The sequence below is a fragment of the Nocardia sp. NPDC004151 genome (assembly GCF_042874235.1).
Lineage (GTDB): Bacteria > Actinomycetota > Actinomycetes > Mycobacteriales > Mycobacteriaceae > Nocardia.
The window spans coordinates 389560-402526 of the sequence record NZ_JBIAMR010000001.1 but is presented as its reverse complement, the minus strand read 5'-3'; the positions used below and the strand labels follow the sequence as shown (position 1 = coordinate 402526).

Annotated in this window: 14 protein-coding genes; all 14 read left to right on the top strand. The window is 68.5% G+C overall.

Annotated elements, in window-relative coordinates; translation table 11 throughout:
* The first annotated feature begins 189 nt into the window (after nucleotides 1-189).
* The 14 genes from ftsH (at nucleotide 190) to lysS (ending at nucleotide 12960) form a co-directional block, all read left to right on the top strand.
* The gene (ftsH, locus tag ACFYTS_RS01820) at nucleotides 190-2550 is read left to right on the top strand and encodes an ATP-dependent zinc metalloprotease FtsH (protein ID WP_357275685.1); all 2361 of its coding nucleotides are present in this window, start codon (nucleotides 190-192) and stop codon (nucleotides 2548-2550) included.
* Between the two features lie 153 nt (nucleotides 2551-2703).
* Nucleotides 2704-3327 carry a GTP cyclohydrolase I FolE gene (gene folE / locus ACFYTS_RS01815; RefSeq protein ID WP_387300625.1) on the top strand — a complete coding sequence of 208 codons (624 nt, stop codon included), beginning with the start codon at nucleotides 2704-2706 and terminating at the stop codon, nucleotides 3325-3327.
* 77 nt (nucleotides 3328-3404) lie between these two features.
* Complete coding sequence (folP, locus tag ACFYTS_RS01810) at nucleotides 3405-4262, top strand: dihydropteroate synthase (protein WP_387301070.1); 858 nt, start codon at nucleotides 3405-3407, stop codon at nucleotides 4260-4262.
* The gene (folB, locus tag ACFYTS_RS01805; RefSeq protein WP_357087499.1) at nucleotides 4259-4648 is read left to right on the top strand and encodes a dihydroneopterin aldolase; all 390 of its coding nucleotides are present in this window, start codon (nucleotides 4259-4261) and stop codon (nucleotides 4646-4648) included. Before folP ends, folB begins: the two co-directional genes overlap by 4 nt.
* Before the next feature lie 2 nt (nucleotides 4649-4650).
* Nucleotides 4651-5187: a 2-amino-4-hydroxy-6-hydroxymethyldihydropteridine diphosphokinase gene (gene folK, locus ACFYTS_RS01800; protein ID WP_357275692.1), complete on the top strand. Its 537-nt coding sequence runs from the start codon at nucleotides 4651-4653 to the stop codon at nucleotides 5185-5187.
* The gene (locus ACFYTS_RS01795) at nucleotides 5184-5651 is read left to right on the top strand and encodes a DUF3180 domain-containing protein (RefSeq protein WP_357275695.1); all 468 of its coding nucleotides are present in this window, start codon (nucleotides 5184-5186) and stop codon (nucleotides 5649-5651) included. The genes folK and ACFYTS_RS01795 overlap by 4 nt, the downstream gene beginning before the upstream one ends.
* 69 nt (nucleotides 5652-5720) lie before the next feature.
* Nucleotides 5721-6722 (top strand): DUF6779 domain-containing protein, encoded by a 1002-nt coding sequence (locus ACFYTS_RS01790; protein ID WP_357275697.1) that lies wholly within the window; start codon nucleotides 5721-5723, stop codon nucleotides 6720-6722.
* A gap of 189 nt (nucleotides 6723-6911) precedes the next feature.
* Nucleotides 6912-7916 (top strand): DUF2520 domain-containing protein, encoded by a 1005-nt coding sequence (locus ACFYTS_RS01785; protein WP_357275699.1) that lies wholly within the window; start codon nucleotides 6912-6914, stop codon nucleotides 7914-7916.
* Nucleotides 7916-8842 (top strand): pantoate--beta-alanine ligase, encoded by a 927-nt coding sequence (gene panC / locus ACFYTS_RS01780; protein ID WP_387300622.1) that lies wholly within the window; start codon nucleotides 7916-7918, stop codon nucleotides 8840-8842. The genes ACFYTS_RS01785 and panC overlap by 1 nt, the downstream gene beginning before the upstream one ends.
* 13 nt (nucleotides 8843-8855) lie before the next feature.
* Complete coding sequence (gene panD, locus ACFYTS_RS01775) at nucleotides 8856-9275, top strand: aspartate 1-decarboxylase (protein WP_357087483.1); 420 nt, start codon at nucleotides 8856-8858, stop codon at nucleotides 9273-9275.
* Between the two features lie 14 nt (nucleotides 9276-9289).
* On the top strand, nucleotides 9290-10084 hold the full coding sequence (locus ACFYTS_RS01770; RefSeq protein WP_387300620.1) for a type III pantothenate kinase: 795 nt from the start codon (nucleotides 9290-9292) through the stop codon (nucleotides 10082-10084).
* Nucleotides 10085-10275: 191 nt separating this feature from the next.
* Nucleotides 10276-10908 carry a cysteine dioxygenase gene (locus ACFYTS_RS01765; RefSeq protein ID WP_357275704.1) on the top strand — a complete coding sequence of 211 codons (633 nt, stop codon included), beginning with the start codon at nucleotides 10276-10278 and terminating at the stop codon, nucleotides 10906-10908.
* Nucleotides 10905-11336 (top strand): rhodanese-like domain-containing protein, encoded by a 432-nt coding sequence (locus ACFYTS_RS01760; RefSeq protein WP_357275706.1) that lies wholly within the window; start codon nucleotides 10905-10907, stop codon nucleotides 11334-11336. The genes ACFYTS_RS01765 and ACFYTS_RS01760 overlap by 4 nt, the downstream gene beginning before the upstream one ends.
* 157 nt (nucleotides 11337-11493) lie before the next feature.
* Complete coding sequence (gene lysS, locus ACFYTS_RS01755) at nucleotides 11494-12960, top strand: lysine--tRNA ligase (protein ID WP_357275961.1); 1467 nt, start codon at nucleotides 11494-11496, stop codon at nucleotides 12958-12960.
* Nucleotides 12961-12967: the final 7 nt, after the last annotated feature.

The following is a 12967-nucleotide window of genomic DNA, read 5'->3' as shown; positions in this document are numbered from 1 at the left end:
GAACCACCCGCGTTCTCCAGCCGTTTACCTGTTGAACTGCACTAGCTGCCGAACTGCGCGATGTAACGACTAGACCGTACGCGGTACCGTGGCATGTCCGCATCCGTTCGCCGGAACGGGCGTGCCCCGAAAGCACAGCAGGCAACCGGATACACCCCCCGGAAAGGACTGGCCTCCGGCCGACGCTCTATGACCCGCAAGAATGTGTTCCGCAACCTGGCCATAGTCGCGGGCTTTCTGCTCGTGATCTGGTTGGTCAGCTATTTCAGCAACGACACGCGCGGCTGGCATAGCGTCGATACTTCGGTGGCGCTGTCCCAGCTGCAGGACAAGCAGAATGTCGAATCGGTTCAGATCGACGACAAAGAACAGCAGCTGCGCATCACGCTGAAGAATCCCACCGACGCGACCAAGGGCGAGACCAAGCTGCTCGCCAAGTATCCGGGCGGCGGTGAGGTGTCCGCGCAGATGTTCAAGGCCGCACAGGATTCCGGCGCCAAGGTGAACACCTCGGTCAAGCAGGACTCGTGGCTGAGCCAGATCCTGCTCTTCATGCTGCCCATGGTGATCCTGCTGGGCCTGTTCATCTTCGTGATGTCGCGCATGCAGGGCGGCGGCCGCGGCGGCATGATGGGCTTCGGCAAGTCGAAGGCCAAGCTGCTGTCGAAGGACATGCCCAAGACCACGTTCCAGGATGTGGCGGGCGCCGACGAGGCCATCGAAGAGCTCGAGGAGATCAAGGACTTCCTGCAGCAGCCGGCGCGCTACCAGGCGCTGGGCGCGAAGATCCCCAAGGGCGTGCTGCTCTACGGCCCGCCCGGCACCGGAAAGACGTTGCTGGCCAAGGCCGTTGCCGGTGAGGCGGGCGTGCCGTTCTTCACCATCTCCGGTTCGGACTTCGTCGAGATGTTCGTCGGTGTCGGCGCCTCCCGCGTGCGTGACCTGTTCGATCAGGCCAAGCAGAACAGCCCCTGCATCATCTTCGTCGACGAGATCGACGCGGTCGGCCGCCAGCGCGGCGCGGGCCTGGGCGGCGGTCACGACGAGCGCGAACAGACCCTGAACCAGCTGCTGGTCGAGATGGACGGCTTCGGTGAGCGCACCGGCGTCATCATCATGGCGGCCACCAACCGGCCCGACATCCTGGACCCGGCGTTGCTGCGTCCGGGTCGTTTCGACCGGCAGATCCCGGTCGGCAACCCGGACCTCAAGGGCCGCCGCGCGATTCTGGCCGTGCACTCCAAGGGCAAGCCGATCTCACCGGAAGCCGACCTGGACGGGCTGGCCAAGCGCACCGTCGGCATGTCGGGCGCGGATCTGGCGAACGTCATCAACGAGGCCGCGCTGCTCACCGCGCGCGTGCACGGCACCGTGATCACCGGTGCGGCCCTGGAGGAGTCGGTCGACCGCGTCATCGGCGGCCCCCGCCGCAAGTCGCGGGTGATCAGCGAGCACGAGAAGAAGATCACCGCCTACCACGAGGCCGGTCACACCCTGGCCGCCTGGGCGATGCCCGATATCGAGCCCGTCTACAAGGTCACCATCCTGGCTCGCGGCCGCACCGGCGGCCACGCCATGACCGTGCCCGAGGACGACAAGGGCCTGATGACCCGCTCGGAGATGATCGCCCGCCTGGTGTTCGCCATGGGTGGCCGCGCGGCCGAGGAACTGGTGTTCCACGAGCCGACCACGGGTGCGTCGTCCGATATCGACCAGGCCACCAAGACCGCGAAGGCCATGGTGACCGAGTACGGCATGAGCGCCCGCCTGGGCGCGGTCCGCTACGGCCAGGAGCAGGGCGACCCGTTCCTGGGCCGGTCCATGGGCATGGGTTCGGACTACTCGCACGAGGTGGCCCGCGAGATCGACGAGGAGGTGCGCAACCTCATCGAGGCCGCGCACACCGAGGCCTGGTCGGTGCTCAACGACTACCGCGACGAGCTGGACTCGCTGGCCACCGCGCTGCTGGAACGCGAGACCCTGCACCGCAAGGACCTCGAGACCATCCTCGCCACCGTCGAGAAGCGGCCGCGCATCACGGCTTTCAACGATTTCGGTGAGCGCAAGCCCTCCGACCGCCCGCCGGTGAAGACGCCGCGCGAGCTGGCCGCCGAGCGCGGTGAGCCGTTCCCGGAGGAGGAGTCGCGCCCGGCGGCGCAGCCCGCCAACGGGTACCCGGATCCGGCCTACGCCGGTGCGCAGCCGCAGTACGGCGGCGGCTATCCGGCCCCCGCGCCGCAGGGCTACCCGGTGGCGCCGCAGGCTCCGGCCTACCCCCGCCATGGCACGCCCACGCACGGTTCGCGTCCGGACTACGGCGCTCCGGCCGGCTGGTCCGCGCCGGGCTGGCCGCCGCAGGAGGATGAGGGTCAGGCCCCGCAGCCGCGCGGCGCGTACGGCGGCTGGGCGCCCGCGGGTAACCAGCGGTATCAGCCGGGCGGTCAGTACCAGCCGGGCTATCAGCAGCCGGAGTCCCCGGCCGCGTCGCCCGCCGCCGGGAATGACGAGGACGAGAAGAACGGTTGGGACGGACCGAACGGTCGTCGCTGACCGCGGTCCCGATACGCTCTAGGGGTTCGCGGCCCGGCTCGGGCGAGTTCGTTCGCGGGGCGATTGCCGACGCGAAGGGACTCGCCCGAGTGGCACGGCGACCGCGTCCAGGCCGCGTCTGTATGTGCGGCAAGTCAACACAGGAGGTGTCGATTGTCGGCCACCAACAATCGTGTCGTATCCGGCCTGATCGCGCTCGACACCGGTCGGCAGTTCGATCAGGAGCGTGCCGAGGCCGCTGTCCGCGAACTGCTGATCGCGGTCGGCGAGGACCCGGACCGTCCCGGTCTCGCCGATACCCCGGCCCGGGTGGCCCGGGCCTACCGCGAGATGTTCGCGGGCTTGTTCACCAATCCGTCCGACGTCCTCAACACCACCTTCGAGGAAGGGCACCAGGAACTGGTGCTGGTGCGTGACATCCCCATGTACTCGACCTGTGAACACCACCTGGTGGCGTTCCACGGCGTCGCGCACGTCGGCTACATCCCCGGCCCGCACGGCCGGGTGACCGGTCTGTCCAAGCTGGCCCGTCTGGTCGACCTCTACGCCAAGCGCCCGCAGGTGCAGGAGCGGCTCACCTCCCAGATCGCCGACGCGGTGATGGAGAAGCTGGATCCGCGCGGCGCGATCGTGGTGATCGAGGCCGAGCACCTGTGCATGGCGATGCGCGGCATCCGCAAGCCGGGCGCGTCCACCACCACCTCGGCCGTGCGCGGCATGCTGCAGAGCAATGCCTCCTCGCGCGCCGAGGCCCTGGACCTCATTCTCCGAAAGTGAGCGGGCTGACCATGGCCGAGAGCGGTACGCGGGGGGCCGAATTGGTTGTTCCTCGTGGGGGCCGCTCGTGCGTGGTCATGGGCGTCGTGAACGTCACCAGCGATTCGTTCTCCGATGGCGGCCGCTACCTGGATCCGGGTCTGGCGGTGGCGCACGGGCTCGAGCTGTACGAGATGGGCGCGGACATCGTCGATGTCGGCGGTGAGTCGACGCGGCCGGGCGCTATCCGGATCGATCCGGAAACCGAAGCGGCGCGGGTGGTTCCGGTGATCCGGGAGCTGGCCGCGGCGGGTGTGCCGACCAGCGTGGACACCATGCGGTCCGATGTGGCCGCGGCGGCGATCGCGGCGGGTGTGACCATGGTCAACGATGTATCCGGCGGTCGCGCCGACGCGAACATGGTGAAAGTGGTCGCGGAGTCCGGGATTCCGTGGATCCTCATGCACTGGCGCGCCGAGGCGGACTACCGGCACGCCGGGCCCGCCGAGCAGTACGACGACGTGGTGTCGAAGGTGTGGGAGGAGCTCAACGCCCAGGTCGAGTTCGCGCTCGCCGGCGGCGTCGCCCCGGAACAGCTGGTGCTGGATCCGGGTCTGGGCTTCGCCAAGAACGCCGACCACAACTGGGAGTTGCTGGGCGGCTTGTTCTATCGCATGACCGAGATGATGGACGCCGGGATCCCGATCCTGATCGGGGCCTCCCGCAAGCGTTTCCTCGGCGCGCTGCTGGCCGAGGGCGAGACCCCGCGTCCGCCCGACGGCCGCGAGGTGGCCACGGCCACGATCTCCGCGCTGGCCGCCGAGCACGGCGCGTGGGGCGTGCGAGTGCACGACGTGCGGTCGTCTCTGGACGCGATTTCGGTGGTGGACGCCACCACCCGGGCCGCGCGGCGGCTGCGGGAGCGGTATCGGCGGGAAGCGGGGCAGCGGCAGTGAGCGGGGACCGGATCGAATTGCGCGGCCTGCGCGTCTTCGGCCACCACGGGGTGTTCGACTTCGAGAAGCGCGACGGCCAGGAGTTCGTCGTGGATCTCACGCTGTGGACCGACTTCTCGGCCGCCGCGAAATCCGACGACATCGCCGACACCATCCACTACGGCGAACTCGCCGAGCAGGTGGTGGCCATCGTGGCGGGCGAGCCGAAGGACCTGATCGAGACGGTGGTCTCGAACATCGCCGACGAGGTGATGGCCGATTCCCGCATCCAGGCGCTGGAAGTGGTGCTGCACAAGCCTTTCGCGCCGATTCCGCATACCTTCGAAGACGTCCGAGTAGTCACGTCCCGCCGGCGCGCAGCAGACCCTGAGGGAGCGGAGGAGTAGCGGTGACCCGCGTAGTCCTGTCCATCGGATCCAATCTCGGCGACCGGCTGGCGCATCTGCGCAGTGTCGTGGAGGCACTGGGCCCGCGCCTGGTGGCGGTCTCGTCGGTGTACTCGACGCCGCCCTGGGGCGGGGTGCCGCAGCAGGACTACCTGAATGCCGTCCTGGTGGCCGACGATCCGGCGTTGGAGCCCTCGGACTGGCTACGCCTGGGCCAGGAGCTGGAGCAGGCGGCGGGCCGGGTCCGGGAAGTCCGCTGGGGCGCGCGCACTCTCGACGTGGACGTGGTGTCCGCCGAGCAGCGCCGCCGCGACGGCCGGACCGTGGTGCGCAGTCTGGATCCGGTGCTGACGCTGCCGCACCCGCAGGCGCATCACCGGGCGTTCGTGCTGGTGCCGTGGCTCGAGGTGGAGCCGGACGCGGAACTGGAGGCGGCCGGGGCGCTGCGCTCGCTGCGAGAGTGGCTGTCCGCCTTGGACGGCGCCGAGGTGCTGGGCGTGCGCCGCACCGAGTTGACGTTGGGCTGGACGCCGCGGTGAAGCCGACTCGCATTCTCGATCTGTGCGCGAACGTGCTGCTGGCCGCGGTGGTGGCGTGGATCGCCACCAATGTGGCGTACTCCAGCTTCCCGCCGATCTCGGTGTTCTCGGGCGCGTCGCTGCTGCCGGTGGCGCTGCTGGAGGTGGTGCTGGCCTTCGTGATCCGGCAGCGTAAGGACAATCACGGGATCGGTCCCGGTTCGGGGCAGCTGCATCCGATCACGGCGGCCCGCGCGGTGGCGCTGGCCAAGGCGTCGGCGCAGGTGGGCTCGCTGGTGGGCGGGATCTGGCTGGGTTTCCTGGTGTGGCTGGCCATGCATTCGGATCTGCGCGCGGCGACGGCGGATACGCCGGGCACGGTGGTGGGTCTGGTCAGCGGTATCGCGCTGGTCGGGGCGGCGTTGTGGCTGGAGTATTGCTGTCGCGCGCCCATCGAGCCGCCCGACGAGGCAGCTACTTCATAGCTAACAGAATCACGCTCTTCATCGCCAAGGTCGAGGACGTGCCCGGAAGATCACGCTACGCTGGCGGACATGGTTTCACCCTCCCGTAGCAGTGCTTCCCGTCGCCGCCGGGAGGATGCGGGAAAGTTCTTCACCGGCTTTCTGCTTCTCCTCGGACTGGTTGCCAGCGTTTTCCTGGTCTTCAGTGACAACCTCCACCTGATCCGGGTGGGCTTGGTCGCGGCGCTCTGGGCGGCCGCCATCGGCGCCCTCGCCGCCACCCGTTATCGCAGGGAGGCGGCCGTCGACAAGGCGAAAGTGGGCGACCTCCAGAAGGTCTACCAACTGCAGCTGGAACGCGAGGTTGCTGCCCGCCGCGAATACGAGCTGGGCGTGGAGACCCGGGTCCGCCACGAGGTCGGCGCGGACGCCGCGGAAATGGCCGCGCTGCGCGCCGAACTGACGGTCCTGCGCGAGAGCCTGCAGCGCCTCTTCGACGGCGACCTGCCCTCCGAGCGCCCCGCCCTGCGGGCCGATGCCGTTCGCGTCCAAGAACTTCCGGGTGGCGACACGGTGACGGCTCCGGAAGCGGCGAACGATAACTGGCCGAACGCGGACCCCTGGGACCCGTGGTCGTCGCCCGATCAGGCCGAGGACGAGGACGATCCGCGCGCCCGCATCGCCCCCAAATTCGACCCCTCCCACCCCGAGCCCCCGGCCTTCGCCACCCCCTTCGACGACCCGGTCACCGCCGAAACCTCGATCATCACCGACGCCATGCGCCAGGACTACGAGGCCGAACGTGCCGCCGACCCGGCCCCCGAGCCCCCGGCCGCCGAGCCGGAGGCCCCCGCCGCCACGGCCGAAACTCCGGAGCCCGAACCCGCCACCAACGGCCACGCCACCGGGAACGGCAACGGCGGCACCGCCACCCCGGTCCCGCGCCTGGCCCCCGAGCCCGCCGCCGCCGTCCCCGTCGGCCGAGCCACTTCCCGCCGCCGTCGCCGCGACGACAGCGCCGACCCCGAAGGCACCCAGCGCCTCTCGGTCGCCGAGATAATGGCCAACCTGAAGTCGGAGAGCAGCAACTAGAGCGGTGCTCCGATAGGGGTGTGGGGGCGTGCCCCCGCGAGTCCCGAGGGGGCCGGGGGCGTGCCCCTGAGAGTTGCGAGAGTTGCCTATCCCACACTGGGTAGCTCTGGCGAATCGGCGGCGATATTCTCGCTCTCGTAACGTCCGGTACCCGCATGGCGGGACTGGAACGACTTTCGAGAGGACGAAGTGACCTCGGACAAGGATGTCTGCGGGACCGATCCTGCGCCTGCACGGTTGACGGTGGGAATCGTCTCGGCGGGACGCGTCGGCTCAGCACTGGGTGTGGCACTGGAGCGTGCCGGCCATGTCGTTTTCGGGGTGTCCGCGATTTCGGACGCCTCGGTGCGGCGTGCCACCACGCGCCTGCCGGATTCTCGCATCCTGCCGGCCGAGGAGGTGGCGGCCCGCAGTGAACTGCTGGTTCTCGCCGTTCCGGACAGTGAGTTGCCCGGTCTGGTCGCGGGATTGGCGGCCGCGCACGCGGTGCGCTCGGGCACGATCGTGGTGCACACCTCGGGTGCGAACGGTGTCGGAGTGCTGGCGCCCTTGACCGAGCTGGGCGCGTTGCCGTTGGCGATTCACCCGGCCATGACGTTCACCGGGCACGACGAGGATGTGGCCCGGCTGGCGAACGCCTGCTTCGGCGTGACCGCCGCGGACGACATCGGCTACGCCATCGCGCAGTCGCTGGTGATCGAGATGGGCGGCGAGCCGGTGCGGGTGGCGGAGGAGAACCGCACCCTCTATCACGCGGCTCTGGCGCATGGCAGCAACCATCTGGTGACCCTGATCGTGGACGCGGTGGAGGCGCTGCGCGCGGCCCTGTCCGGTCCCGGTCTGCTGGGTCAGCAGATCGTGGACGATCAGCCGAACGGCCTGGCCGAGCGCGTGCTCGCCCCGCTGGCCTCGGCGGCTCTCGACAATGCCCTGCGGCGCGGCCCGGCCGCGTTGACCGGTCCCGTCGCCCGCGGTGACGTGGCCGCGGTGGCCGCGCACCTGGAGGCTTTCGAGGCGCTGGATCCGCGCCTGGCCGCCGGCTATCGGGCCCAGTCGCTGCGCGCGGCCGAGCGCGCCCGCACCAATCCCGCTCTCATCGATCTGTTGGAAGGACCCGGGCCGGGCGGTCAGGGCCGGAGGCGGCAGCGAAACGTAACCACGGAGGCCCCCGACCGGCCGGAGAAAGGACACTGATGGACCCCAAGCTGATCGGAACGTACAAGCGCGGCGAGCTGACCGTGCACCGCGATCCGGCCGTCATGACCAAGGTCGTGAAGGCGTTGCGTTCGGTGGGCCGCCGGGTCGCGCTGGTTCCGACCATGGGCGCGCTGCACGAGGGCCATCTGGAGCTGGTGCGGCTGGCGAAGGTCACCAACACCACCGTGATCGTGTCGATCTTCGTGAATCCGCTGCAGTTCGGCGCGAACGAGGATCTCGACAAGTACCCGCGCACCCTGGACGCGGATGTGGAGCTGCTGCGCGGCGAGGGTGTGGAGCTGGTCTTCGCGCCGAGCGCGCAGGACATGTACCCGTTCGGTCCCCGCACCACCGTGCAGGCCGGTCCGTACGGCGACATCCTCGAGGGCGCTACCCGTCCGGGTCATTTCTCCGGCGTGCTGACCGTGGTGTCGAAGCTGCTCAATATCTGTCAGCCGCACGAGGCGTTCTTCGGTGAGAAGGACTACCAGCAGCTGTCCCTGATCCGCCAGATGGTGGTGGATCTCAATATGGACGTGAAGGTGGTGCCCGCGGCCACCATTCGCGAGGCCGACGGTCTGGCGCTGTCCTCGCGCAACCGCTTCCTGAACCCCGAGGAGCGCGAGCTGGCCACCACCCTGTCGGCCGCGCTGCTGGCCGGCCGGCACGCGGCGGGCCGTGGCCCGGAGGCCGTGCTGGAGACCGCGCAGTCGGTGCTGGATACGGCGCCCGATATCGAGGTCGACTACCTGACCCTGCGCGGCTCAGATTTCTCCGAGGCGTGGCCGACCGGCAATGCCCGGCTGCTGGTCGCGGCCCGGATCGGCAGCACCCGCTTGATCGACAACATGCATGTTCCCGTCGGACAGGCCCTCGACGGCCTGCCCACCGTTCCCGACCAGCCTGCCCAGGCGACCCAGTAGGAAGGCGACGACGATGTTGCGCACCATGATGACGTCGAAGATCCACCGCGCCACGGTGACTCACGCCGATCTGCACTATGTGGGTTCGGTGACCGTGGACCAGGACCTGCTCGATGCCGCCGACCTGCTCGAGGGTGAGAAGGTCAGCATTGTCGACATCACCAACGGGGCCCGCCTCGAGACCTATGTGATCGCCGGTGAGCGCGGTTCCGGCGTGATCGGAATCAACGGCGCGGCAGCGCATCTCGTGCACCCGGGCGACCTGGTGATCCTCATCGCCTACGGCATGATGGACGCGAAGGAGCTCGAGAACTACGCTCCGCACGTGGTTTTCGTCGATGAGCGCAATCGCCCGATCGAGCTGGGCACCGATCCGGCGCACGCCCCGGAGGGCTCGGACCTGATCTCGCCGCGTTCGCTCACGATGGCCTGAGCGGCGGGGCGGGCATGCTGCTCTGTATCGACGTCCGCAACACCAGCATCGAGCTGGGCCTGTTCGCCGGCAGCGGGGAGCACGCGAAGCTGGCCCGGCACTGGCGGATGCACACCAATCCGTTGTTGACCGCGGACGAGTTCGCGCTGCAGGTGCGCGGCCTGATCGGCGCGGACGCCGATCAGGTGGTGGGTGTCGCGGCGCTGTCCACGGTGCCGCCGGTGCTGCGTGAGCTACGCGAGATGCTCTCGCGCTATTGGGGTCATGTGCCGCATGTGCTCGTGGAACCCGGTGTGCGCACGGGTATTCCGTTGCTGGTGGACAATCCCAAAGAGGTCGGCGCGGACCGGATCGTGAATTGTCTTGCGGCATATCACCGTTTCCAATCTCCGGCCATCGTGGTGGACTTCGGGACCGCCATCTGTGTGGACCTGGTGTCGGCGAAGGGCGAATTCCTGGGCGGCAGTATCGCGCCGGGTGTGGAGATTTCCACCGAGGCGCTGATCTCCCGCAGTGCGCTGCGGCGCGCGGAATTGACCCGGCCGCGGTCGGTGGTGGGCAAGAACAGCATGGAGTGCCTGCAGTCGGGCGCCATCTTCGGTTTCGCGGGCCTGGTGGACGGCCTGATCGACCGGATCCGCGATATAGACGCCTTCTCCGGCGACGATGTGGCGGTGGTGGCGACGGGTGCGACGGCGCCGCTGATCGTGCCGGAGTCGGAGACCATCGAGCATCACGAGCCGAACCTGACCCTGGACGGCCTGCGGCTGGTGTACGAGCGCAATCAGGCGCGCCGTACCCGCCCCTGAACCGACCGGGTGGAATAAAAGTGACGCAGTCGTCGCCGGGGGCCTGGTGATTCCCGGCGATCCGCTGTTAAACTCGCCCTCGTGTCTTTCCGTGTGAGCACCCAGGAGTGTTGTCGAGGCTGATTCGCCTCGACGGTCGTCGAGGCTTCGTATAGCCCCCGGCCACTTTCACACTTCTTGGAGATGCGCTCATGCGTTCCTCTGTTCTTTCCTTACCTGTCGATTCGCGTGCCGCCGCCACGTCGGGCCTGCTGCCCGAGGTGACCGAGCGCGCCACCGCCTCCGCCCTGCCCACCCGGCTGCGTCCGGCCGACCTGCTGCGCCTGACCGATGAGGGCGCCCAGGACGTGCTGGAGGGCCGCTACGATCACCTGCTGCCCGACGGCGGTCTGTGGCCCACCGAGAACCGCTGGGCCGCAAGGCTTGTCGCGGACGACGAGGTCGATGTCTGGCTGATCAGCTGGGTGGAGGGCAAGTACACCGAACTGCACGACCACGCGGGCTCGCTGGGCGCGCTGACCGTGCTGTCCGGCGCGCTCTCGGAATACCGCTGGAACGGCCGGGACCTGCGCCGCCGCACTCTCACCGCCGGCGACCAGGCCTCCTTCCCGCTCGGCTGGGTGCACGACGTGGTGCGGGCCCCCGCTGAATCCATTGATGGAGCATCCGAGGCGGGCATCACCGGTCCACTGAATCCGACCCTGAGCGTGCACGCCTATTCGCCGCCGCTGACGGCCATGTCCTATTACGAGGTCACCGGCCACGGCACCCTGCGGCGCACCCGTACCGTCCTCACCGACCAGCCCGAAGGCGAACTCGAATGACCCACTTGACGATCGACGGCATGCTCGCCCAGGCGCGCCAGCAGCTGCGTCGCCTGCTCCCGATCGAATTGCCGCAGGCCATCGCCCGCGGCGCGATTCTGGTGGATATTCGCCCGCAGGCGCAGCGCCTGCGCGAGGGCACCCTGCCGGGCGCGCTGGTCATCGAGCGGAATGTCCTGGAATGGCGTTTGGATCCGTCCAGTTCCGCGCGTTTGGCAATGGCCGAGCACCACGACGTGGAATGGATCGTCGTTTGCTCGGAGGGCTACACCTCCAGCCTGGCCGCCGCCTCCCTGCAGCAGCTCGGCCTGCGCCGCGCCACCGACCTGGAGGGCGGATATCAGGCGCTCAAGGCCGCCGGCCTGCTGACCGTCGCCGCCTCGGCGCCCCACTTCGAACGCGAGGTCGCCACCCTGGCGTGGCTGTAGCTTTCGACGGAGGCGGGGGAGTGAAAAAGGTTTCCGCCGCAGGATAGGCTGGGTACCCGTGAGCACCCCTCCCTCTTCTTCTTCTGCAAGCACCACCGTTTCCGCTGGGCAAAAGCGTGCCGCGGCGCCCGCGGTGGAGCATGACGTCCCCGAGCAGATGCGGATTCGCCAGGAGAAGCGGGAACGGTTGCTGGGGGAGGGGCGCGAGGCTTATCCGGTGGTGGTGGACCGCACCCACACGCTCGCCGAAATTCGGGCGGCGCACCCGGAGCTGGCGCCCGATACCCAGACCGGTCAGACGGTCGGGATCGCGGGTCGCGTCATTTTCGTCCGCAATACCGGCAAGTTGTGTTTCGCCACCCTGCAGGAGGGCGACGGCACCAAGCTGCAGGCGATGATCAGCCTGAACGGGGTCGGCGCGGAGTCGCTGGCGGCCTGGAAGGCCGATGTCGACCTGGGTGACTTCGTATTCGTGCACGGTGAGGTGATCGCCTCGCGCAGTGGCGAATTGAGCGTCATGGCCGACTCCTGGGAGATGGCGGCGAAGTCGCTGCGCCCGCTGCCGGTGGCGCACAAGGAGATGAACGAGGAGTCCCGGGTCCGGCAGCGCTATGTCGACCTGATCGTGCGCCCCGAGGCGCGTGAGATGGCCCGCACCCGCGTCGCCGCGGTGCGCGCGCTGCGAAACGCGTTGGAGCGCAGGGGATTCCTCGAGGTCGAGACCCCGATGCTGCAGACCATCCACGGCGGCGCGGCGGCCCGTCCGTTCGCCACCCACTCCAACGCGCTCGACATGGAGCTGTTCCTGCGCATCGCGCCGGAGCTGTTCCTGAAGCGTTGCGTGGTGGGCGGCATCGAGAAGGTCTTCGAGATCAACCGGAACTTCCGCAACGAGGGCGCGGACTCCACCCATTCGCCCGAGTTCGCAATGCTGGAAACCTACGAGGCGTACGGCACCTACGACGATTCCGCCGTGATGATGCGCGAATTGATCCAGGAAGTCGCGCAGGAGGTCTACGGCACGCAGGTGGTGACGCTGGCCGACGGCACCGAATACGATCTGTCCGGCGAGTGGGCGACCGTCGAGATGTACCCGTCGCTGTCCGAGCAGATCGGTACCGAGGTCACCCCGGAAACTTCCGTGGAGGAATTGCTGGCGCTCGCGGATCGGGTCGGTCTGGAAATTCCGCAGGGTAAGGGCTACGGTCACGGCAAACTGGTCGAGGAACTGTGGGAGCACGTCTACGGCGACAAGCTCTACGCCCCGACTTTCGTGCGCGACTTCCCGGTGGAGACTTCGCCGCTGACCCGTCAGCATCGGAGCAAGCCCGGGGTTACCGAGAAGTGGGACCTGTACGTGCGCGGCTTCGAACTGGCCACCGGCTATTCGGAACTGGTGGATCCGGTGATCCAGCGGGAACGTTTCATGGATCAGGCGCGTTTGGCGGCGGCCGGTGACGACGAGGCCATGCGCCTGGACGAGGACTTCCTCGCCGCGATGGAGCACGGTATGCCCCCCACTACCGGAACCGGTATGGGTATCGATCGTTTGCTGATGGCCCTGACTGGCCACGGAATCCGGGAAACGATACTCTTTCCAATTGTGCGGCCGGCCGCCCGTTAGTTCTCCG

Coding starts and splice junctions, on each gene's coding strand:
- panD (WP_357087483.1), top strand. CDS start 8,856: ATGTTGCGCACCATGATGACGTCGAAGATCCACCGCGCCACGGTGACT.
- panC (WP_387300622.1), top strand. CDS start 7,916: ATGGACCCCAAGCTGATCGGAACGTACAAGCGCGGCGAGCTGACCGTG.
- lysS (WP_357275961.1), top strand. CDS start 11,494: ATGCGGATTCGCCAGGAGAAGCGGGAACGGTTGCTGGGGGAGGGGCGC.
- ACFYTS_RS01770 (WP_387300620.1), top strand. CDS start 9,290: ATGCTGCTCTGTATCGACGTCCGCAACACCAGCATCGAGCTGGGCCTG.
- folP (WP_387301070.1), top strand. CDS start 3,405: ATGGGCGTCGTGAACGTCACCAGCGATTCGTTCTCCGATGGCGGCCGC.
- ftsH (WP_357275685.1), top strand. CDS start 190: ATGACCCGCAAGAATGTGTTCCGCAACCTGGCCATAGTCGCGGGCTTT.
- ACFYTS_RS01760 (WP_357275706.1), top strand. CDS start 10,905: ATGACCCACTTGACGATCGACGGCATGCTCGCCCAGGCGCGCCAGCAG.
- ACFYTS_RS01790 (WP_357275697.1), top strand. CDS start 5,721: ATGGTTTCACCCTCCCGTAGCAGTGCTTCCCGTCGCCGCCGGGAGGAT.
- ACFYTS_RS01765 (WP_357275704.1), top strand. CDS start 10,276: ATGCGTTCCTCTGTTCTTTCCTTACCTGTCGATTCGCGTGCCGCCGCC.